Raw genomic sequence first — 21,199 nt, forward strand, 5'->3', positions numbered from 1 at the left:
AGGTATGGTGAAAAACATGGCAATTGAAAATAAGCAAGTTGAAGAAAAAAGCGCAAAAAAATTTAGTTTTACAGAAACGCGTTTTATGAAATTCTTAGGCGGTAAAGATTTATTATTTGCTTTGCTTTCATTAGTGCTCATAGGTATTGTAATATTTATATTTGATAAAGTTTCTTATGTTTTTGAACCATTTATCATCATATTTAATACAATTGTAGCACCAATTATTTTATCGCTTATTTTATTCTATCTTATTAATCCAGTGATTAATTTGATGGAGAGATATAATATTCCAAGATTACTAGGAATCATTATTGTATTTTTAGCTATTGTTGGTGGAGCGACATTAATTATTAATTTATTAATTCCGCTTATTGGAGATCAAATCACACGTTTAGCTAACAACTTCCCTAAATATGTAGATAAATTTAATAACGCAATAGATCAAGTCACACATTTTTCTTTCTTATCATCATTTTATACTCAAATACAAGATTGGTTAGACTCAGTTTCCAATAAGATACCTTCTATGGTTTCAAGTTATTTTGATGGATTTGGAACTAAAATTAGAAGTTTTGCAGAAGCTATTGTTAACGTAGGTGTAGTTCTTGTCACAACACCTTTTGTATTATTCTTCATGTTAAAAGATGGTCACAAATTTAAAGAGTATTCAACGAAGATTATGCCACCTAAATTTAGAAAAGATTACCATGATTTAATGGAAAAAATGAGTGTACAAGTTGGATCATATATCCAAGGTCAAATTATTGTTTCATTTTGTATTGGTATCTTACTCTTTATAGGCTATTCAATTATTGGTCTTGATTACGGTCTTGTACTTGCTTGTATAGCTGCTGTTACAAGTGTTGTACCTTATCTAGGACCAACGATTGCTATTTCACCAGCCATCATTATAGCGATTATTACATCGCCATTCATGTTATTGAAATTAATTGTAGTATGGACGCTTGTTCAATTTATTGAAGGACATTTCATTTCACCTAATGTTATGGGAAAAACATTGAAAATTCATCCTTTAACGATTATTTTCATCTTATTGAGTGCTGGTAATTTATTAGGTATTGTTGGTGTTATTTTAGGTATTCCTGGATATGCAATACTTAAAGTATTAGTCTCACACCTATTCTTATTATTTAAACGTCGTTATAACAAGTATTATGGTGATGATTCAGGAGAATATGAAATTAAAAAAGAAGAAACTAAAGAATATACTAAAGCTGAATAAGCTCTAAACGAGTATTAAGTGTAAAAGCCAGTTTATCTAGCTTTCTCAGTTTTAGTTACCTAAGCGGGAATGAGATAATGAATTCATTTTGGATTCTGTATCATTCCCGCCTTTTTTTAGAAAGTATTTAATCTTACACACATTACAATAATGTTAGTATGAGTTATACATATTCATATGTTCATTCAAATGAAGGTATGATATATTTTTAAATAATCGTAGGTGAAGGTAGAGGTATGACATGACTGAAGAACTTAAGAATAGATTATTATCATTACTCAAATTTGTTTTTGCTGCAGTTTTATTTATAGCAGTTGTTGCAACGCTATATCATGAATTAGCACACATTAATTTTAAACAAACACTTGAAGCATTTAGCAAAATTAATCGTTGGTATCTAGTTGGCTTATTCATTTGCGGTGGTTCAGCTATGATTTTACTAAGTTTGTATGATCTTATCTTAGTAAAAGGGTTAAAACTGGATATACCACTTATTAGGGTTTTTAAAATCAGCTATATCATTAATGCACTTAATGCCATTGTTGGCTTTGGTGGATTTATAGGGGCTGGATTTAGAGCATTTATTTATAAAAATTATACAACTGATAGAAAAAAATTAGTTCATGCCATTTCAATCATACTGATTTCTATGTTAACGGGTTTGAGTCTTTTATCAATCCTTGTCGTGTTACATATCTTTGATGCTTCTCATATAATAAATAAAGTAAGTTGGGTTCAATGGATTTTATATGTTGTTGCATTATTTTTACCTTTATTTATTGCCTATACCATGATTAATCCTATTGATCGTAACAATAAATATTTAGGTGTTTATTGCACACTAGTATCAAGTTTTGAGTGGCTGGCAGCTGCCACAGTACTCTATTTATCAACAGTTATTGTAGATATTAACATAGCATTCACTACTGTTATCGGTATATTCATCATTGCTGCTCTTTCTGGATTGGTTAGTTTCATACCAGGTGGCTTCGGTGCTTTCGATTTAGTTGTATTATTAGGTCTTAAGTCTTTAGGCGTTCCTGAAGAAAAAGTACTATTAGCGTTATTATTATATCGTTTCGCTTATTACTTTGTACCAGTTATTATTGCACTTGTTTTATCTACATTTGAGTTTGGATCATCTGCGCGAAAATACTTCGAAGAATCTAAATATTTTGTACCTGCAAGAGATGTAACATCTTTTTTATTCTCTTATCAAAAAGATATTATTGCTAAGATTCCGTCATTTGCCTTAGCTACGTTAGTACTAATAACAAGTTTTGTTTTCTTTATTAATAACATTACAATTGTTTATGATGGTTTATACGATGATCATCATTTCGCATATTATATTATGTTATCTGTGCATACAAGTGCTTGCTTATTATTACTTATCAATGTTAGAGGTGTATTTAAACAAAGCCGACGTGCTATTTTGTTTGTAATGATTTCACTTGCTTTAATATTTAGTGCAACAGTATATACTTATGCATCTTTAATTCTTTTATCATGGATTTTATTAATATTTGTATTACTTGTTCTCGCTTATCGTCGTTCTAAAGTGATGAAACGACCATTCAGATTAAAACGTTTAATTTTTACAATTATTTTAAGTATGCTGGTATTGTATGTTAATCATTTTATAATTTCAGAAACTTTATATGCACTTGATATTTACCACATTGAAATGGATACTTCTTTATTGAAATATTATTTCTGGTTAACGATTCTTGTCGTAGTCATACTTGTAGGTATCGTCGCATGGTTATTGGGGTCTAGATACACTAGACCACACCAATTAGAAGATTTATCGAGATGTAAATCAATTATTGAAACGTATGGTGGCAATTATTTAAGTCATTTAATCTATAGTGGAGATAAAGATGTCTTTATGCATGAAGCGCAACAAGCTTTTTTAATGTATCGCTACAAAGGTAACGCTCTTGTTGTGTTAGGAGATCCAATCGGTGATACGAAGGCGTTTCAGTCTTTACTTATTGATTTTTATAACTACGGCGAAAAGTTAGGCTATGATATTATATTCTATCAAGTGTCAGATCGCTTTATGCCGCTATATCATAATTTTGGTAATCAGTTTTTCAAACTTGGTGAAGAGGCAATTATAGATTTAACTCAATTTACGACATCAGGAAAGAAACGTCGTGGTTTCCGAGCAACACTTAATAAATTTGATGATTTAAATATTCAATTTGAAATTTTAGAGCCACCTTTTTCGAAAGATTTCATTTTTCAATTAAAACAAGTTAGTGATCATTGGCTAGATGAACGTAATGAAATGCATTTTTCAGTAGGTCAATTTACAGAAGAGTATTTACAACAAGCACCTATTGGAATAATGAAGAATGAAGAAGGTAAAGTCATTGCGTTTTGCACTTTAATGCCTACTTATTATAATGAAGCTATTTCAGTAGATTTAATTCGTTGGTTACCTGATTTAGATTTACCTTTAATGGATGGCCTATATCTACATATGTTACTTTGGGGTAAAGATAAAGGCTATAAAGCATTTAACATGGGTATGGCAACTTTATCAAATGTAGGTCAATTAAATTACTCTTACCCTCGAGAGCGTGTAGCTGGGCGTGTATTTGAACACTTCAATGGTCTATATCGCTTTCAAGGACTACGTAAGTATAAAGAAAAATATAGTCCAAATTGGGAACCAAGATTTTTGGTTTATAGAAAAGATAGTTCACTATGGTATAGCATGTTAAAAGTAATGAGAGTTATTCGTCATAAATAATTGTTAAAAAAGGCATCCAACAAGTGAATGGGTGATAATCACCTTGAAGGGTGCCTTTGATTATTTAAAACTTTAATTGGATTTATAGTTTGCTCGGTCTTGTTGTTCTTGAGCATAACGCTCAGGGTTCTTTTTGTAAAAATCTTGATGATATTCTTCTGCTTTGTAAAAAGTTGAAGCGGGTAATATTTTAGTCGCTATTGCTTTTTCTGAATGAATTGTTTGCTCGAGTTGGTGAACGTATTGCTCAGCAAGTCTTTTTTGATCCTTATTCGTGTAGAATATAGCTGTTCTATATTGTGAACCTCTATCTTGAAACTGGCCACCATCATCAATGGGATCAATAACCGAGAAAAATACTTCTAATAATTTATTATAAGAAAACAATGCAACATCATATTCAATTTTTACAGTTTCATAATGTCCTGTGGTCCCACTTTTCACATCTTCATAAGTAGGGTTGTGAGTTGAACCACCCATATAGCCAGATGTTACTGTTTCTATACCATCGAATTGATCGAAAGGTTTGGTCATACACCAGAAACACCCACCAGCAAAATATGCTGTATTAATATTCATTTATGCCATCCTTTCATTGGACCTTAGTACCATTTATTTAAAAATTACTTGATTTTTCAAAGCAACTTCTATAATTTAATTATATATAATTATAGTACATAGATATACAATTTTGAAGATTTTTACTAGACGTAAGGTAGGTAAATATGACAGAAGAGAAGGATAAGATAGTATACAGGCGACAAGCAGACGCACAGACACCTTCTAAACGACGGAATAAGAAAAAACTACGTAAATTACCTTTTATCATTTTGATTATATTGATATTGCTAATCACAGCTATTATCTATATTGTCCATGGTTATCGTAGTGGTGTTAATTACGCTGAGAAACATGCAAAAGATATCAAAGTACATAAGTTTAATGGACCAGTAAAAAATGACGGTAAGATTTCTGTACTCGTGTTAGGTGCTGACAAAGCTAGCGGTGGTAAGTCGCGTTCAGATTCCATCATGGTAGTTCAATATGATTATATCCATAAGAAAATGAAAATGATGTCAGTGATGCGTGATATTTATGCGGAAATACCTGGATATCAGAATTATAAAATTAATGCAGCCTATTCACTTGGCGGACCCGAACTTCTTAGAAAGACTTTAAATAAGAATTTAGGTATTAATCCTGAATATTATGCAGTCATTGATTTTACGGGTTTTGAAAAGATGATTGATGAATTAGAACCTAATGGCGTTCCTATGGACGTAGAAAAAGATATGTCTGAAAATATTGGCGTATCTCTTAAAAAAGGTCATCATCGTTTAAACGGTAAAGAATTACTTGGATATGCGAGATTTAGACATGATGAGGAAGGAGATTTTGGGCGAGTTAGACGTCAACAACAAGTTATGCAGACGTTAAAAAAAGAGTTAGTTACACCTAGCTCAGTAATAAAATTGCCTAAAGTAGCTGGTATATTAAGGGGTTATATTAATACAAGTATGCCAAATTCAGCTATCTTCCAAACAGGTATTAGTTACGGTTTAAGAGGAGATAAGAACGTAGAATCTCTTACGGTTCCAATTAATAATTCGTACCAGAATATTAATACAAATAACGATGGCAGTGCCTTAGAGATTGATAAGGAGAAAAATAAAAAAGCTGTCAAAGAATTTCTAAATAACTAAAACGTAAAAGAGCGCACTCGATTGGGTGCACTCTTTTTTTACGCTTTCAATAAATACCATAATATTATTATGTAAACTAATAAAAGTTTTATTCTGCGTCTGATTTTCTAACTCCTGCAACGCCATAGTGATTTTTTTGCATTTCTTCAATAATCACATGAATTGCCTCTCTATTAGCTCCAGTAGTTTTTTCAACTGCATTTGTTACTTCTGTTACTAAATTTTTTAATTGTTCATCTGAGCGTCCTTCTAACAATTTAACATTGATGATTGGCATCTTATTTCCTCCTTGAATTAGTAATTTCATCCATAGTATAGCATGTTTTAGGGCAGTACTCCAAAAGAAATTTGAGAACGTTAGTTCTTGTTTTTATTGAAACAGAACAAGTGTTCGTATATAATGAAAATGACTAAGGGAGGTATCTTGGCATGTATGATTATAATTTATTGGAAGAAAGAGACATATTATGTATCGATCAAAAGAGTTTTTTTGCTAGTGTGTCATGTATCCAAAAGGGATTGGATCCTCTAGAAACAAAGTTAGCAGTAGTTGCAGACACTAAAAGACAAGGATCGGTTGTTTTAGCAGCCACACCTAAATTAAAAGAAATTGGTATCAAAACAGGGTCAAGACTATTCGAGATTCCGCATCGTAATGATATTTATATTATCAATCCTAGCATGAGAAAATATTTAGAAGTTTCAATAGCAATTTCTAAAATTGCGCTTAAATATGTACCGGGAGAAGATTTACATCAATACAGTATAGATGAATTCTTTTTAGATGTGACTGATAGCTATCATCGATTTAACTCTACTGTACAATCATTTGCAGAAAGATTACAAAAGGAAATAGAAGATAAAACAGGGATATATTGCACTATTGGTATAGGATCAAACATGTTATTAAGTAAGGTCGCAATGGATATTGAAGCAAAACATACATCCAATGGTATTACAGAATGGAGATATCATGATGTCCCACAAAAGATGTGGAAAATTACGCCATTACGTGATTTTTGGGGCATTAACAAGAAAACAGAAGCAAAGCTCAATAAGAAAGGGATTGTAACTGTTGGAGATTTAGCTCAATATCCATACAGATTTCTTAAAAGAGATTTTGGTGTATTAGGGATAGATATGCATTTACATGCTAATGGTATTGATCAAAGTAAATTGAGGGAAAAATATAATGTTACTAATCCATCCATATGTAAAAGCCAAATACTGATGAGAGATTATCGGTTTGAGGAGTCGAAAATTGTAATGCAAGAATTAATTGAAGACGTTGCTAGTAGAATAAGAGCACGTAAACAACTGGCAAGAACAATTCACTTTTCATTTGGTTATACAGAAGGCGGTGGTGTTCATAAGCAATATACACTAACAGATGCGACAAACTTAGAAAGAGACATCTATAAAGTAGTCAATTATTATGCGAATCAATTGTGTGATAAGAATGCACTGTATCGAACATTGAGCGTATCATTGACTCAACTTATTAATGAGGAAGACCGCCAGCTTAACTTATTTATAGACGAATATGAAAGAAGAAGAGATGAAAAGCTAGCTAAAACCATTGATTACTTACAAAACAAATATGGTAAGGGAATCGTATCTAAAGCGATATCTTACACTGATGCTGGAACAAAGCATGGTCGCTTGGGCTTAATGGCAGGGCATAAAATGTAAAATATATCCTCCTATCAATGAAATGAGCATTTAAAAGAAATCAAGCGCATTTCATTGTATTAGGAGGACATTATTATAGAATGTATGTTTCAAAATCACTGAGCGCCTTAATACCTCGTTCACGATCTTCAGGAGTTTTAAAGCTAATTTGCAAAGCACCTAAAATATCTTCACGAATTTCAAGGATTTTTAAGTTACTTATAGAAATATTATGTAAACTCAAAATAGAAGTTACTTTGCTAATCATACCTGATTTATCTGGAATATCTACATAGAGATCATACGCAATACTTAGTGCACCTTGTTGTTTAACGGGAAGTTGATCCCTAAACTTTTTAGCACCTGAAAAGAAATTATGTACTTCGTCAGTATCATTTAAACGAATATGGGATGAAATTGAAACTAACTGTTGTTGCAACATTTCTAATAGGTGTAATATATTTTCTTGATTACTAAACGTAATATCTCTCCACATATCTGCGTTACTACTAGCTATACGTGTGACATCTCTAAAGCCACCAGCTGCTAATTGTGTTACTAGAGTATGATTCTTTGAGTTTGTTTCACTCAAATGAACTAAGCTTGAAGCGATGATATGTGGAATATGACTCACAACTCCAGTAACATAATCATGCTCTTGTGCCGATGTTGTTATAAATTTTGCAGATGTAGTTGATAACAATGTTTGTAGCTTTTTAGTCGGTTCAGCATTACGTGCATCATCATAAACGAGAATGTAATAAGCATTTTCGAATAAATGCTTTTTTGAATTAAGAACACCAGATTTATGACTTCCAGCCATAGGGTGGCCACCTACAAGATGAATGCTGTTATTTAAGAGAAACTTTTCATAGCTTTGAATATTAGATTTAGTGCTACCAGTATCAGTTACAATTAAATGAGGTTGTGTTTGATAATTAGGTAATTCTTTTAAGTATAATTCAGTTTGTTGTACTGGGGTAGCGTAAATGATGATATCTGCATTTTTTACGCCTTCACTATAGTCTTCAATTTTTTTATCAATTATTCCTATTGATAATGCTTTTTCAAGTTGATCTTTATCAGCGTCGAATGCTGATATTGTTAGATTAGGTTGATAATATTTTAAATTACTTGCTAAACTGCCACCAATCAAACCGAGTCCTATAAATAAAATATTTTTCATGATGAATCACCTTATTTCAAAATTTTCAGAATATGTACATTGTAAGGTAGAGTGTGCAGATAAACAATAGTAAAATGAATGAATTAATAGTGATAGTTCTATAAATACGATAAAATGTTATCAATAATCATTTTAAAAAAGGGGAGATAATGATGACGCAAAAAGTATTGAAAACAATAAAAGAACTTACAGAAATTAATAGCCCATCTGGTAATGCTACGGAAGCAATTAATTATGTTAAGAACAAAGTTGAAGCGTTAGGTTATGATACTAAGACAACCAATAAAGGTGCCTTAATTATCGAAGTACAAGGTGAAAATGATGAACGACAAAGATGCATTACTGCCCATGTAGATACACTAGGCGCGATGGTTAAAGAAATTAAAGAAAATGGTCGATTATCTATTAGTTTAATAGGTGGATTTACATATAACGCGATTGAAGGAGAGTATTGTGAGATACAAACTGATTCAGGACAAGTATATACAGGAACGATTTGTTTGCATGAAACAAGTGTCCATGTTTACAGAAATAATCATGAAATACCTAGAGATGGCGAACATATGGAAATTCGTATCGATGAAAAAACAACGTCTGATCAAGAGACAATAGATTTAGGGATTCAAGTGGGAGATTTTGTAAGTTTTGATCCCAGAACTGAAATTACATCATCAGGATTTATTAAATCAAGACACTTAGATGATAAAGCAAGTGTAGCAATGATACTAGAACTGCTTGAGAAACTTAAACAAGAAGAAACGCAATTACCACATACGACTCAGTTTTATATTTCTAATAACGAAGAAATAGGTTATGGTGCAAATGCATCAATATCCGATAAGATAGTAGAGTTTATTGCATTTGATATGGGAGCGTTAGGCGATGGTCAAACCTCAGATGAATATACTGTATCGATTTGTGCTAAAGATGGATCAGGTCCTTATCATAGAGAATTAAAATCACATTTAATAAATTTATGTAAAATTAATGACATACCTTATAAAGTTGATATTTATCCTTATTATAGCTCTGATGCATCAGCAGCATTAAAAGCAGGTGCAGACATTCGTCATGGTTTATTTGGTGCTGGTATAGAATCATCTCACGCGCTTGAAAGAACTCATATTGAGTCTATTGATGCAACTCAAAATCTTTTATACGCATATTGTTTATCGCCAATAAATTTATAATTGCTTGTTGACAAATAAAATAGAGTTTTGTATTATACTGAATTATAAGAAATATCAGACAACTCTACGAATGAAGTAGATAATATGATTTGTAGCAAATAGAAAGCCAATGGGTGATGTAAATTGGCACAACATATTAATCGAATTGGGTCTAGAATTTTAAATTTTAATAAAGTATGAGTGAACAAAGTATTGTTAACTAAGGTGGCACCACGGTAACGCGTCCTTATAGAGTAAAGCGCGTATGCTGTGGTGTTTTTATGTACAATTAAATAGGCATAAATGAAGTAGTGGTGAGTAAGGTAGTGACAGAAAGTTGATGGTAGATGCAAATCAACACCCCTTATCATGAATTTGGGTTTATGTTGAAAGACAAATCAATAAGACTGAGTGAACGCTTAATATTTCGATTATTCGGAATATTTCGTTAATTAAGGTGGTACCGCGCGTCAGCGTCCTTTAAATAAGGAGGCTGACGTTTTTTTAGTGAAAGGGATGAGAAAATGGAATTTTATTATGAAGTATTAAAAGCTCACATAACGCCTGAAGCTTTAGGACAGTTGAATGAACATAAAATTATATTTGAAAGCACAAGTCAACAACAATTAAAAGGCAGATACTCTATCGTAGCATTCGATTATTGTGGCACCGTCAAATTAAATGATAATGAATTAATTATTAAGACTTTGAAAGAAGATAAAGTTATAACTACTGAGCCATATAATTATTTAAAAACATTCATCAATCAATTTGATTGTGTCATAAATGATGAAAAATTAAAGCAACTGCCATTTATTTCTGGCTTTATGGGAACATGTGGTTTTGATTTAGTGCGACATGAATTTCCAATTTTAAAACGAGTAGCTATTAAGAGTATGAAAACAATATCAGATGTGTCTTTCTACATGATAGAGGATGTATTTGTATTTGATCATTACAAGGATGAATTATACGTGATTGCTTCTAATCAATTTTCAAAAGCAAGTAATGCAGAATTAAAATTAAGAGTGAAGCATAGAATTCAAGCATTGTCTCAAATTAAAGTTTACCAAGAGAATAATAAAATGGTGCCTAAGAGATCAGAGATAAAAGTAAATATTTCTGATAAACAATTTATCGATATTGTTACTCAAATGAAACAATGGATTACTGAGGGAGATATGTTTCAAGTTGTGCCCTCTAGAATATATAGCTACCAACATCATTTCGGAAAAAATAAAAACCAATTGAGTTATCAGCTTTATCAAAATTTAAAACGTAAGAACCCTAGTCCATATATGTATTACATGAACATGGAAAATGAGATTTTAGTTGGAAGTTCACCAGAAAGCTTTGTAGCAGTGCATAACGGCGAAGTAATAACTAATCCAATTGCAGGAACGATTAGACGTGGCACTACCTCAGAGGTAGATGAACGCAATGCACACCGATTAATTACAGATGAGAAAGAAATAAGCGAACATAGTATGCTTGTGGATTTAGGTAGAAATGATATTCATAGAGTAAGTATTACGGGGACATCTGAAATATCAAAACTAATGGTGATTGAAAGATATGAACATGTCATGCATATCGTTAGTGAAGTAAAAGGAAAAATTAGAAAAGATATATCTCCAATGACTACTATAGCAAGTCTTTTACCAACTGGGACAGTATCAGGAGCACCTAAACTAAGAGCTATTCAACGCATATATGAATCCTATAAATATAAAAGAGGCGTATATAGCGGTGGCGTTGGTTATATCAATTGTAATCAAAATTTAGATTTTGCATTGGCAATACGAACCATGTTGATTGATGACGACACTGTTAATGTCGAGGCAGGCTGTGGTGTTGTGTACGATTCTATACCTGAAAAGGAACTTGAAGAAACACGACTTAAAGCAAAAAGCTTATTGGAGGTAACACCATGATATTAATTATAGATAATTACGATTCGTTTACGTATAACTTGGTTGATATAGTTAGTCAAATTGATGAAGTGATTATTAAATATCCAGATGATAAAGATGTATTGAACTATTTAGAGAAAATTGATGGGGTAATCATTTCTCCGGGTCCTGGTCATCCTTTAGATGGCGATGAATTGGTAAAAATTATCGATAAATATCATACTTTACCAATTTTAGGTATTTGTTTAGGTGCTCAAGCATTAACGTGCTACTACGGTGGCAAAGTTATTCAAGGAGAGAAAGTCATGCATGGAAAGGTAGATACACTTGAAGTTAAAAACGAGTCAGAACTCTATTTGACGATACCACACCAATTCAAAATTATGAGATATCATTCACTTGTAAGTGAGATAAAATCTTTTCCTAAGAATTTAATCATTACGGGGAGTACATCAGATTCAATACAATCCTTCGAGGACAAACAACATCTTCATTTCGGTATACAATATCATCCAGAATCATTTGCTACTGAGTTTGGTTCACAAATTATTAACAACTTCATTCGTATTGTAAAAGAAAGGGTGAATTTGAGTGGGATTACTAAAACAATTGGATAATGACATAACTTTAACGCAATCAGAGACAACACAATTCATAACCTATCTAACTAATCCTGAAATTGATGTGGAAGACAAGGTCGACTTATTAACGCGATTTACGAAAAAGGAAATTAAACAACAAGAATTAACCTATGTCGTCAATAGTTTAATTCAAACCATGTATCCTAATCAACCAACATATGAAGGAAGTATGTGTGTATGCGGTACAGGAGGGGATAAGTCAAACAGTTTCAATATTTCTACAACAGTGTCTTTTGTAGTAGCAAGTGCTGGTATTCCAGTCATTAAACACGGAAATAGAAGTATAACATCCCATTCAGGAAGTACTGATTTGTTAAGTCAATTGGGAATAAAGACGACAAAAGTTTCAGAAGTCCCATTACAAATTGAAGAACAGGGATTGGCATTTATTAGTGCAATGGAATCTTATCCAATAATGAAATATATCCAACCTGTTAGAAAAATGATTTCTATACCGACCATTTTTAATATAGTTGGGCCAATTATCAATCCATTTAAATTGACCTATCAAGTGTTAGGAGTGTACGACCCAAGTCGATTGTACATGATAGCACAAACATTGAAAGATTTAGGGCGACGGAGAGCAATAGTGTTACATGGAGCAAATGGTATGGATGAGGCTACGCTTTCAGGAGACAATGAAATTTATGAATTAAATGAAAATGGAGACATAACGCATTATTTTGTAAATGCTAAAGATTATGGTTTAAAGATTGCAAGTAATCAGGATTTACAAGGAGGCAGTCCAAGAGAAAACAAAATGATTACATTAGATATTTTAAGTGGAGATGATAAAACTTGTAGAAGAGATGTTGTTTTGTTAAATACTGCACTTGCGTTATATGTTTCTGAAAAAGTAAATACGATAGCATCTGGAATAAGTTTAGCTACGTTCTTAATTGATAGTGGTAGAGCGATGGAACAATTTATGAGGATGAGAGGTGATATCTGTGACGATATTAAGTGAAATAGTGGATTATAAAGAGCAATTATTAAAAGACGGCTATTATCATGATAAATTACAAAATTTGAAAGAGGTTAAACATAAAAATAAATCACGATTAAAGGATGCTTTAATTAATAATGACAATTTAACATTAATTGCTGAAATCAAATCGAAGAGTCCATCTGTAAAAGCTTTTCAACAAACGAATATAATTAAACAAGTAATTGATTATGAACGTTATGGAGCAAATGCTATCTCCGTATTAACAGACGAACGTTATTTCGGTGGTAGCTTTGAAAGATTACAGCAAATATCAGAAAAAACACAATTACCTGTTTTATGTAAAGATTTCATCATTGATCCGCTTCAAATTGATGTTGCACAAAAAGCAGGTGCTTCAATTATTTTACTCATTGTAAATATACTTACCGATGAAAAGTTACGACAACTCTATCAATATGCAAGTTCTAAAGGACTAGAAGTGTTAGTAGAGGTACATGATGGTATTGAATTACAACGTGCCTATCAATTAAATCCACAAATCATTGGGGTAAACAATCGTGATTTAAAATCATTCAACACCGATGTTAAACATACTAATCAAATACTTAAGTGTAAGAAAGAGAACTATTTATATATATCTGAAAGTGGAATTCATTCACAACAAGAGGTTAAGCAAATAGTAAAAAGTGGGATCGATGGCTTATTAGTTGGTGGAGCCTTAATGAATTGTAATGAGTTAGAACATTTTATACCCTTACTCAAATTAAAAAAGGTGAAACAATGATTTTAAAATTTTGCGGTATAAAAACTAAAGTAGAAGCATTAAGCATTCGACCACTCAATATAAACATGGTGGGATTTATACACTATCCCAAAAGTAAACGACATTTGGATATTGAACAAATAAATAAACTATCTAGATTGTTGCCAGACGAAATAGATAGAGTAGTCGTATTAGTCAATCCAACATTGAAATTAATAAAGAAAATTATTAATGTTACTAATATTAATGCTATCCAACTCCATGGTGAAGAGACGATTGATTTTATCAAACAATTCCGTTTAAATTTTAAGAATATTAAGATAATTAAAGCTTTACCAGCTACTCAAAATATAATAAATGATATCGATCAATTCAAAGAGCATGTTGACTTATTTATTATAGATACGCCATCAGAGCAATATGGTGGGACTGGACAATCTTTTGATTGGACATTGCTTAAGGGATTAGATCAATCTATACCGTTTTTAATTGCTGGAGGTATTGACGTTGATAAGATAAAACAAATTGAAACAATGAAGTTGAATCACTTAGGTTATGACATTTCAAGCGGCATTGAAACGGATGGTATGAAAGACAAAAATAAAATGTTAACTGTGATACAACAAGTGAAGGGAGAATCATAATATGTATAATATACAAACTGAAGCAGATGAATTAGGTTTTTTCGGAGAATATGGTGGGAAATATGTTCCAGAGACATTAATGCCAGCAATTATTGAATTAAAACAAGCGTATAACAAGGCTAAACAAGATCAATCATTTCAAGATGAATTAACTTATTATTTGAAAGAATATGTAGGTAGAGAAACCCCATTGACTTATGCAAAATCATTTAGTGAAGCGTTGGGTGGAGCTCAAATATATTTAAAACGTGAGGATTTGAATCATACCGGCGCACATAAAATTAATAATGCGATAGGGCAAGCTTTATTAGCAAAACGTATGGGCAAAAATAAACTAGTTGCTGAAACGGGCGCGGGTCAGCATGGTGTAGCAAGTGCCACAGTAGCTGCGTTATTTGATATGGAATTAATCGTATTTATGGGAAGAGAAGATATCAAACGTCAACAGCTTAATGTATTTCGTATGGAATTATTAGGAGCTAAAGTTGAAGCAGTGGATGAAGGTCAAGGAACACTTTCTAATGCGGTAAACAAGGCATTACAGTATTGGGTAAGTCATGTTGCAGATACACACTATTTACTAGGTTCGGCATTAGGACCTGATCCTTTTCCAACGATGGTCAGAGATTTTCAAAGTGTTATAGGTCAAGAAATTAAAGAACAATTACTTCAAAAAACTGGTCGATTACCAGATGCAGTTGTTGCATGTATAGGTGGAGGGTCTAATGCAATAGGGACTTTTTATCCTTTTATTAAAGATAAGGTCAAATTATATGGTGTAGAGGCTGCAGGACAAGGGATTGATACTGCTAAGCACGCACTTGCAATTGGAAAAGGACGTCCGGGCGTACTTCATGGTTCAAAAATGTACTTAATTCAAGATGAATATGGACAAGTAGAATTAGCACACTCTATATCTGCAGGTTTAGATTATCCAGGTATAGGTCCTGAACATTCATATTATCACGATATTGGACGTGTGCAATATAAACATGCCACTGATACAGAAGCAATGGAGGTGCTCATCCGGTTCAGCAAAATGGAAGGAATCATACCTGCCATTGAAAGTGCACATGCACTTAGTTATGTTGAAAAGATAGCACCTAAAATGAATAAAGATGAAATTTTAGTAGTTACTATTTCAGGTCGCGGTGACAAGGATATGGAAACAATTAGACACTATATGCAAACAAGAGGTGAATCACATGACTAAATTATTTATTCCATACATTATGGGAAATAAGTTATTTATTAAAAATATGAAAATCTTAGATGAGAATGGTGCTGATATAATAGAAATTGGTATACCATTCTCTGACCCAGTAGCTGATGGTCCCATAATAATGGAAGCAGGCAACCGAGCTATCAAGCAAGGCGTGACAATTAATTACATTTTTAATGAATTATCCAAAAATAAAGATGAAATTAATTGCAAATATGTACTAATGACTTATTTCAATATCATTGTTTCTTATGGAGAAGAAGCTTTTTTTAAAGAATGTGAAAAAGTAGGTGTTTACGGCGTAATTATTCCGGATTTGCCTAACGAATTAACTCAAAAATTAAAGCATAAAATATCCAAATTTGATGTTAAAGTAATATCTCGCATATCAATGACTGCAAATGATGACCGTATAAAAGAAATCGTTAAGCATGCTGAAGGGTTTATATACACTGTAACTATGAATGCAACAACAGGCAAAAATGGAACGTTTCATCCTCAATTAAAAGATAAACTAAAACATCTAAAAGCACATACGGATATACCTGTAGTTGCAGGTTTTGGCATCAGAACTAAAGAACATATAAAGGATTTAGCTACTTTTGCTGACGGCGTAGTCATTGGTAGTGAAATTGTAAAACGCTTTTGTCAAGATAATAAAGAGGATACGATTCACTATTTGAAACAAGTAAGAGAAACGCTAGATACACTTTAGGTATAAGATGTACCTTGGTGGATATGTAATTTATAAAGGAAGTTCACTAGAGATTAAGACAATGTTTGATGTCTTAATCTCTATTTATTTATTTTGCAAAATATTTCAAACTAACAAATGGTTTGTATTTTAGTTTTGTTAATATCTATTGTATACTTAATGAAACTGGATAAATAAATTTTTGGTTGAAGATAAAGATATTATTGAAAATTATAATTTAAATTTTGAACTAAAAAGTAGATAAAGATTCTTTGAAGTAGGAGCAATAAATAATGAAGTTTACAAATTTAACAGCTGCAGAGTTTGGCAATTATACAGATAAGATGCCATATAGTCATTTCACACAAATGACTGAAAACTATGAGATGAAAGTTGCAAATAAAACAGAAACTCACTTAGTTGGTATAAAAAATAAAGAAAATGAGGTCATTGCAGCCTGCATGTTGATAGCAGTACCAGTCATGAGATTTTTCAAGTACTTTTATTCTAACCGAGGACCTGTAATTGATTATGATAATAGAGAGCTCGTTCACTTTTTCTTTAATGAGTTAACAAAGTATTTAAAACAGCATAATTGTCTTTATGTTCGAGTTGACCCTTATTTACCATACCAATACTTAAATCATAATGGTGAAATTACAGGTAATGCTGGTAATGATTGGTTCTTTGATAAGATGAAGCATCTCGGATTTGAACATGAAGGCTTTAATAAAGGTTTTGATCCGATTAAACAAATCCGATATCATTCTGTTTTAGATTTAAAAAATAAAACATCTAAAGATATATTAAATGGAATGGATAGTCTACGTAAACGTAATACTAAAAAAGTTCAAAAAAATGGTGTGAAAGTTAAGTTCTTATCAGAAGAAGAACTTCCAATCTTCCGTTCATTTATGGAAGATACAACCGAAACGAAAGAATTCCAAGATAGAGATGATAGTTTCTATTATAATCGCTATAGACATTTCAAAGATCGCGTGCTTGTACCACTAGCTTATATTAAGTTTGATGAGTACATCGAAGAATTACAAAATGAACGTGAAACTTTAAATAAAGATGTTAATAAAGCTTTAAAAGATATTGAAAAACGACCAGACAATAAAAAGGCATTTAATAAAAAAGAAAATCTTGAAAAACAATTAGATGCCAATCAACAAAAATTAGACGAGGCTAAAAAATTACAAGCCAAACATGGTAATGAATTACCAATTTCAGCAGGTTTCTTCTTTATTAATCCATTTGAAGTTGTTTATTATGCAGGTGGAACTTCTAATAAATATAGACATTTTGCAGGCAGTTATGCTGTTCAATGGACAATGATTAACTATGCAATTGATCATGGTATTGATAGATACAATTTCTATGGTATTAGCGGTGATTTCAGTGAAGACGCTGAAGATGTTGGAGTCATTAAATTTAAAAAAGGTTTCAATGCAGACGTAATTGAGTATGTTGGAGACTTTGTGAAACCTATTAACAAACCTATGTATTCAGTGTATAAGACACTCAAAAAGATTAAAAAATAGATTTAATTAAGAGGGGAATAGACGAATATGAAATTTACAGAGTTAACAGTTAAAGAATTCGAAAACTTTGTACAAAACCCATCATTAGAAAGCCATTACTTCCAAATGAAAGAGAATATTCAAACACGTGAAAATGATGGCTTTGAAGTAGTGTTACTAGGTGTAAAAGATGAAAGCAATAAAGTACTAGCTGCTAGTCTTTTCTCTAAAATTCCGACCATGGGAAGCTATGTATATTACTCAAATCGAGGCCCAGTAATGGATTATTCTGATTTAGGCTTAGTTGATTTTTATTTACGTGAATTAGAAAAGTATTTACATCAACACCAATGCTTATACGTTAAAATTGATCCATATTGGATTTATCAAATTTATGATAAAGATATTAATCCACTTGAAGATAGAGAGAAAAATGATGCTGTAGTTAATTTATTTAAATCACATGGATATGAACACCATGGATTCACTACTGAATATGACACATCAAGTCAAGCAAGATGGATGGGTGTTAGCTTTCTAAAAGGGGAAACACCTGCATCATTAAGAAAACAATTTGATAGCCAACGTAAAAGAAATATTAATAAAGCGATAAACTACGGGGTAAAAGTAAGATTCCTTGGTAGAGATGAGTTTCATATATTCTTAGATTTATACCGTGAAACAGAAGCAAGAACAGGTTTCGTATCAAAAACAGACGAATATTTCTATAACTTCTTTGATACTTATGGAGATAAAGTGCTTGTTCCACTTGCATATATTGATTTAGATGAATACATAAAATCATTGCAAGACGCTTTAAATGATAAAGAAAACCGTCGTGATCAAATGATGGCAAAAGAAAATAAAAATGATAAACAACTTAGAAAAATTGCAGAATTAGATAAGCAAATTGAACACGATAAAAAAGAACTCTTACAAGCAAGCGAATTACGTCAGACAGATGGCCAAATCTTGAATTTGGCATCAGGAATTTTCTTTGCAAATTCATATGAAGTGAATTACTTCTCTGGAGGTTCATCTGAAAAATATAATAATTATATGGGACCATATATGATGCATTGGCATATGATGAACTATTGCTTCGAACATGGATATGATCGATATAATTTTTATGGTTTATCTGGTGATTTTACAGAGAACAGTGAAGATTATGGTGTTTATCGCTTTAAAAGAGGATTTAATGTTTACATTGAAGAGCTAATCGGAGACTTCTATAAACCTATAAACAAGGTTAAATATTGGTTGTTTAATACACTTAATACAATTCGCAAAAAAGTAAAAAAATAAATTGATGTTATTAAAGGCTGTGACATGGTGGATGTCACAGCCTTTTTTTATCGTAACTCGTGATAGAGACAAGTTACAATACAGTGTAGGTAAATTCTAAGTTGATTTTCATGTTGCCCCCTACAATTTAATATTACCACACGTCTGATTTTTAGCAATAATATTACAAAATAAATTTATTTTGTTAAATTTAAAATGTTTACATTATTATTCTTTAGCAAATTTAGTTAAGACTAACAATTTATATAAATAGATACCAAGATTAATACGAAAAAGTTACGATTCATTCAAATGTAATAACTAAACCTAATATCTAAAATTGAGATTATTACATTTACTTAAGTCTATATAATAAGAGTTCTTGATGACTCGCTTTATGTAGATGATATTAATAATTGTTGTAGTACTTAAATTAGTTAACAATTAGATTTGACAAAGATTAAACACATTATTATAGGATTAATATCTCTAAACGTATAGACATATATATAACCATGTGTATTTATGGGTTTTAAATTAATTAACTTAGGATGAACAAATTATTTAAGCTAAATATTGTAAGATAACAATCAATCATACGTAACAATAATAAAACATGTTCAGAAATCGTCCTGACAGCGTATTAATTTAAAGGTTTTATGTAGATAATTATTTGTGCTTCATTTTAGTTTACATAATATATATTATAGGAAGTTATCCATGGTAACTCAGGGGACCTATCTTACTACCTACTATGTCTGATTATATATACATTTACTATCTATTCAGCAGCAATAATTCATTTAAATATCTGGCTATATATAGTTATTTATGCTTAACTCTAAATATACTAATATATAAAGGAGTTAGGTATGAATATCGTGTTGGATATTGATGGAATAATTTGCTTTGATGGTCGTCAAATTGACTGTAAAATTACCGACCAACTTTTTAGTTTACATAATATAGGACATAAAATTATTTTTGCTTCAGCTAGACCAATTCGTGATTTATTACCTGTACTACCTAATAAATTTCATAAATTTGTACTTATTGGTGGTAATGGTTCCATTATCTCAATTAATGGTCGTATAAAGACACTTGCAACTATTTAGTCTGAATCATTTAATGTGATAAAATATGTCATTAATCAATATAACTTGAATCACATTGTTGATGATGATTGGAATTATGCAGCACGTGTTGATGCTACAAATACAATTTATAAACGCCTAGATCCTCAACTATTAGCACAAAAATTAACTATTAATGAGATTACTTCACCTATTAAGACGATTTTATTGAACATAGATGAAAAAGACTTTGACGAAGTTGTAACATATCTAGCTATCAATGCACCTAGTCTTCAGTTGGTTATTTTGTAAATAATGAATCAATGGATGCATCTATTTTAAAAAATAATAAAAATATCCGTTGTATTTATGCAAATACGGAAGCGCTATGTTTATCTTTAGATGAATTAAGCAAAGATTACTAAAATAGCTACATTTATAATGAAAGCTAGTTCTGCTGGAAATTCTATTACTTATGAGTATTTAAACAAAGTAAACCCAGATAAACTATTTGTAATTGATCGTATTCAAAAAGTAAATGATAAGTCGTTACCTTCTACATTAAATAACGACCTTATAAAAAATTTAAAAGCTATTAAGAACAAACAAGTATATCAATTTGAATCTAACGCATGATATTTTTCTGAGGGTGGAATTGAAACTACCATTGAGCAATTAGACAAAATTGAAAAAGCTTTTAAAAATAATTAGTGAAGTGCTTTTAATCCCCTCACTTTAGAATAGAAAA

The 21,199-nt window shown here is 31.4% G+C and carries 19 protein-coding genes and 1 pseudogene; 17 read left to right on the forward strand and 3 right to left on the reverse strand.

Annotation, left to right across the window (positions count from 1 at the left end; translation table 11 throughout):
* Positions 1-16: 16 nt before the first annotated feature.
* On the forward strand, positions 17-1,246 hold the full coding sequence (locus HMPREF2737_RS02080) for an AI-2E family transporter (RefSeq protein ID WP_037551357.1): 1,230 nt from the start codon (positions 17-19) through the stop codon (positions 1,244-1,246).
* 241 nt (positions 1,247-1,487) lie between these two features.
* A complete protein-coding gene (gene mprF, locus HMPREF2737_RS02085; RefSeq protein WP_053026694.1) occupies positions 1,488-4,010 on the forward strand; it encodes a bifunctional lysylphosphatidylglycerol flippase/synthetase MprF in 2,523 nt (840 codons plus the stop codon).
* A 72-nt stretch (positions 4,011-4,082) separates the two neighbouring features.
* Here mprF and msrA read toward each other — a convergent pair whose 3' ends face one another.
* Entirely contained in the window at positions 4,083-4,589 is a 507-nt protein-coding gene (gene msrA, locus HMPREF2737_RS02090) for a peptide-methionine (S)-S-oxide reductase MsrA (protein ID WP_037551362.1), read from the reverse strand.
* Positions 4,590-4,735: 146 nt separating this feature from the next.
* Here msrA and HMPREF2737_RS02095 point away from each other — a divergent pair, with 146 nt between their 5' ends.
* Positions 4,736-5,713 carry an LCP family protein gene (locus tag HMPREF2737_RS02095; protein WP_037551365.1) on the forward strand — a complete coding sequence of 326 codons (978 nt, stop codon included), beginning with the start codon at positions 4,736-4,738 and terminating at the stop codon, positions 5,711-5,713.
* A gap of 88 nt (positions 5,714-5,801) precedes the next feature.
* Here the strand turns inward: HMPREF2737_RS02095 and HMPREF2737_RS02100 are convergent, their stop codons facing one another.
* Entirely contained in the window at positions 5,802-5,990 is a 189-nt protein-coding gene (locus HMPREF2737_RS02100) for a 2-hydroxymuconate tautomerase (protein WP_011275837.1), read from the reverse strand.
* 152 nt (positions 5,991-6,142) lie between these two features.
* Between HMPREF2737_RS02100 and HMPREF2737_RS02105 the strand changes: the two genes are divergently transcribed.
* Positions 6,143-7,405, forward strand: a complete 1,263-nt coding sequence (locus HMPREF2737_RS02105) for a Y-family DNA polymerase (RefSeq protein ID WP_037537127.1) — start codon at positions 6,143-6,145, stop codon at positions 7,403-7,405.
* 73 nt (positions 7,406-7,478) lie between these two features.
* Here the strand turns inward: HMPREF2737_RS02105 and HMPREF2737_RS02110 are convergent, their stop codons facing one another.
* Positions 7,479-8,570 carry a prephenate dehydrogenase gene (locus HMPREF2737_RS02110; RefSeq protein ID WP_037551368.1) on the reverse strand — a complete coding sequence of 364 codons (1,092 nt, stop codon included), beginning with the start codon at positions 8,568-8,570 and terminating at the stop codon, positions 7,479-7,481.
* A gap of 152 nt (positions 8,571-8,722) precedes the next feature.
* Between HMPREF2737_RS02110 and HMPREF2737_RS02115 the strand changes: the two genes are divergently transcribed.
* From HMPREF2737_RS02115 to HMPREF2737_RS02170, 13 genes and pseudogenes are all read left to right on the forward strand, one after another.
* Positions 8,723-9,760, forward strand: a complete 1,038-nt coding sequence (locus tag HMPREF2737_RS02115) for a M42 family metallopeptidase (protein WP_037551370.1) — start codon at positions 8,723-8,725, stop codon at positions 9,758-9,760.
* Between the two features lie 503 nt (positions 9,761-10,263).
* Entirely contained in the window at positions 10,264-11,673 is a 1,410-nt protein-coding gene (locus HMPREF2737_RS02120) for an anthranilate synthase component I (protein ID WP_037551373.1), read from the forward strand.
* Entirely contained in the window at positions 11,670-12,269 is a 600-nt protein-coding gene (locus tag HMPREF2737_RS02125; protein WP_037551374.1) for an anthranilate synthase component II, read from the forward strand. Before HMPREF2737_RS02120 ends, HMPREF2737_RS02125 begins: the two co-directional genes overlap by 4 nt.
* Positions 12,244-13,260, forward strand: a complete 1,017-nt coding sequence (trpD, locus tag HMPREF2737_RS02130; RefSeq protein WP_037551376.1) for an anthranilate phosphoribosyltransferase — start codon at positions 12,244-12,246, stop codon at positions 13,258-13,260. Before HMPREF2737_RS02125 ends, trpD begins: the two co-directional genes overlap by 26 nt.
* A complete protein-coding gene (trpC, locus tag HMPREF2737_RS02135; protein WP_037551380.1) occupies positions 13,244-14,026 on the forward strand; it encodes an indole-3-glycerol phosphate synthase TrpC in 783 nt (260 codons plus the stop codon). Before trpD ends, trpC begins: the two co-directional genes overlap by 17 nt.
* Complete coding sequence (locus tag HMPREF2737_RS02140; RefSeq protein WP_037551382.1) at positions 14,023-14,649, forward strand: phosphoribosylanthranilate isomerase; 627 nt, start codon at positions 14,023-14,025, stop codon at positions 14,647-14,649. Before trpC ends, HMPREF2737_RS02140 begins: the two co-directional genes overlap by 4 nt.
* 1 nt (position 14,650) lies before the next feature.
* Entirely contained in the window at positions 14,651-15,862 is a 1,212-nt protein-coding gene (gene trpB, locus HMPREF2737_RS02145) for a tryptophan synthase subunit beta (protein WP_037551384.1), read from the forward strand.
* The gene (gene trpA, locus HMPREF2737_RS02150) at positions 15,855-16,586 is read left to right on the forward strand and encodes a tryptophan synthase subunit alpha (protein ID WP_037551385.1); all 732 of its coding nucleotides are present in this window, start codon (positions 15,855-15,857) and stop codon (positions 16,584-16,586) included. Before trpB ends, trpA begins: the two co-directional genes overlap by 8 nt.
* Positions 16,587-16,858: 272 nt before the next feature.
* Positions 16,859-18,112, forward strand: a complete 1,254-nt coding sequence (locus tag HMPREF2737_RS02155) for an aminoacyltransferase (protein ID WP_037551389.1) — start codon at positions 16,859-16,861, stop codon at positions 18,110-18,112.
* Positions 18,113-18,139: 27 nt separating this feature from the next.
* Positions 18,140-19,399: an aminoacyltransferase gene (locus HMPREF2737_RS02160; RefSeq protein WP_037551390.1), complete on the forward strand. Its 1,260-nt coding sequence runs from the start codon at positions 18,140-18,142 to the stop codon at positions 19,397-19,399.
* Between the two features lie 851 nt (positions 19,400-20,250).
* Positions 20,251-20,493 carry an HAD hydrolase family protein gene (locus HMPREF2737_RS11710; protein ID WP_229664815.1) on the forward strand — a complete coding sequence of 81 codons (243 nt, stop codon included), beginning with the start codon at positions 20,251-20,253 and terminating at the stop codon, positions 20,491-20,493.
* A gap of 15 nt (positions 20,494-20,508) precedes the next feature.
* Positions 20,509-20,763, forward strand: coding sequence for a hypothetical protein (locus HMPREF2737_RS11715; protein WP_226955319.1), 255 nt, complete (start codon positions 20,509-20,511; stop codon positions 20,761-20,763).
* Between the two features lie 129 nt (positions 20,764-20,892).
* Positions 20,893-21,162: pseudogene (locus tag HMPREF2737_RS02170) on the forward strand (transferrin-binding protein); the annotation flags it as partial.
* Between the last annotated feature and the right edge of the window lie 37 nt (positions 21,163-21,199).

This window comes from Staphylococcus sp. HMSC069D12 (assembly GCF_001810405.1).
GTDB lineage: Bacteria > Bacillota > Bacilli > Staphylococcales > Staphylococcaceae > Staphylococcus > Staphylococcus haemolyticus.

Coding starts and splice junctions, on each gene's coding strand:
- HMPREF2737_RS02080 (WP_037551357.1), top strand. CDS start 17: ATGGCAATTGAAAATAAGCAAGTTGAAGAAAAAAGCGCAAAAAAATTT.
- mprF (WP_053026694.1), top strand. CDS start 1,488: ATGACTGAAGAACTTAAGAATAGATTATTATCATTACTCAAATTTGTT.
- msrA (WP_037551362.1), bottom strand. CDS start 4,589: ATGAATATTAATACAGCATATTTTGCTGGTGGGTGTTTCTGGTGTATG.
- HMPREF2737_RS02095 (WP_037551365.1), top strand. CDS start 4,736: ATGACAGAAGAGAAGGATAAGATAGTATACAGGCGACAAGCAGACGCA.
- HMPREF2737_RS02100 (WP_011275837.1), bottom strand. CDS start 5,990: ATGCCAATCATCAATGTTAAATTGTTAGAAGGACGCTCAGATGAACAA.
- HMPREF2737_RS02105 (WP_037537127.1), top strand. CDS start 6,143: ATGTATGATTATAATTTATTGGAAGAAAGAGACATATTATGTATCGAT.
- HMPREF2737_RS02110 (WP_037551368.1), bottom strand. CDS start 8,570: ATGAAAAATATTTTATTTATAGGACTCGGTTTGATTGGTGGCAGTTTA.
- HMPREF2737_RS02115 (WP_037551370.1), top strand. CDS start 8,723: ATGACGCAAAAAGTATTGAAAACAATAAAAGAACTTACAGAAATTAAT.
- HMPREF2737_RS02120 (WP_037551373.1), top strand. CDS start 10,264: ATGGAATTTTATTATGAAGTATTAAAAGCTCACATAACGCCTGAAGCT.
- HMPREF2737_RS02125 (WP_037551374.1), top strand. CDS start 11,670: ATGATATTAATTATAGATAATTACGATTCGTTTACGTATAACTTGGTT.
- HMPREF2737_RS02140 (WP_037551382.1), top strand. CDS start 14,023: ATGATTTTAAAATTTTGCGGTATAAAAACTAAAGTAGAAGCATTAAGC.
- trpB (WP_037551384.1), top strand. CDS start 14,651: ATGTATAATATACAAACTGAAGCAGATGAATTAGGTTTTTTCGGAGAA.
- trpA (WP_037551385.1), top strand. CDS start 15,855: ATGACTAAATTATTTATTCCATACATTATGGGAAATAAGTTATTTATT.
- HMPREF2737_RS02155 (WP_037551389.1), top strand. CDS start 16,859: ATGAAGTTTACAAATTTAACAGCTGCAGAGTTTGGCAATTATACAGAT.
- HMPREF2737_RS02160 (WP_037551390.1), top strand. CDS start 18,140: ATGAAATTTACAGAGTTAACAGTTAAAGAATTCGAAAACTTTGTACAA.
- HMPREF2737_RS11710 (WP_229664815.1), top strand. CDS start 20,251: ATGAATATCGTGTTGGATATTGATGGAATAATTTGCTTTGATGGTCGT.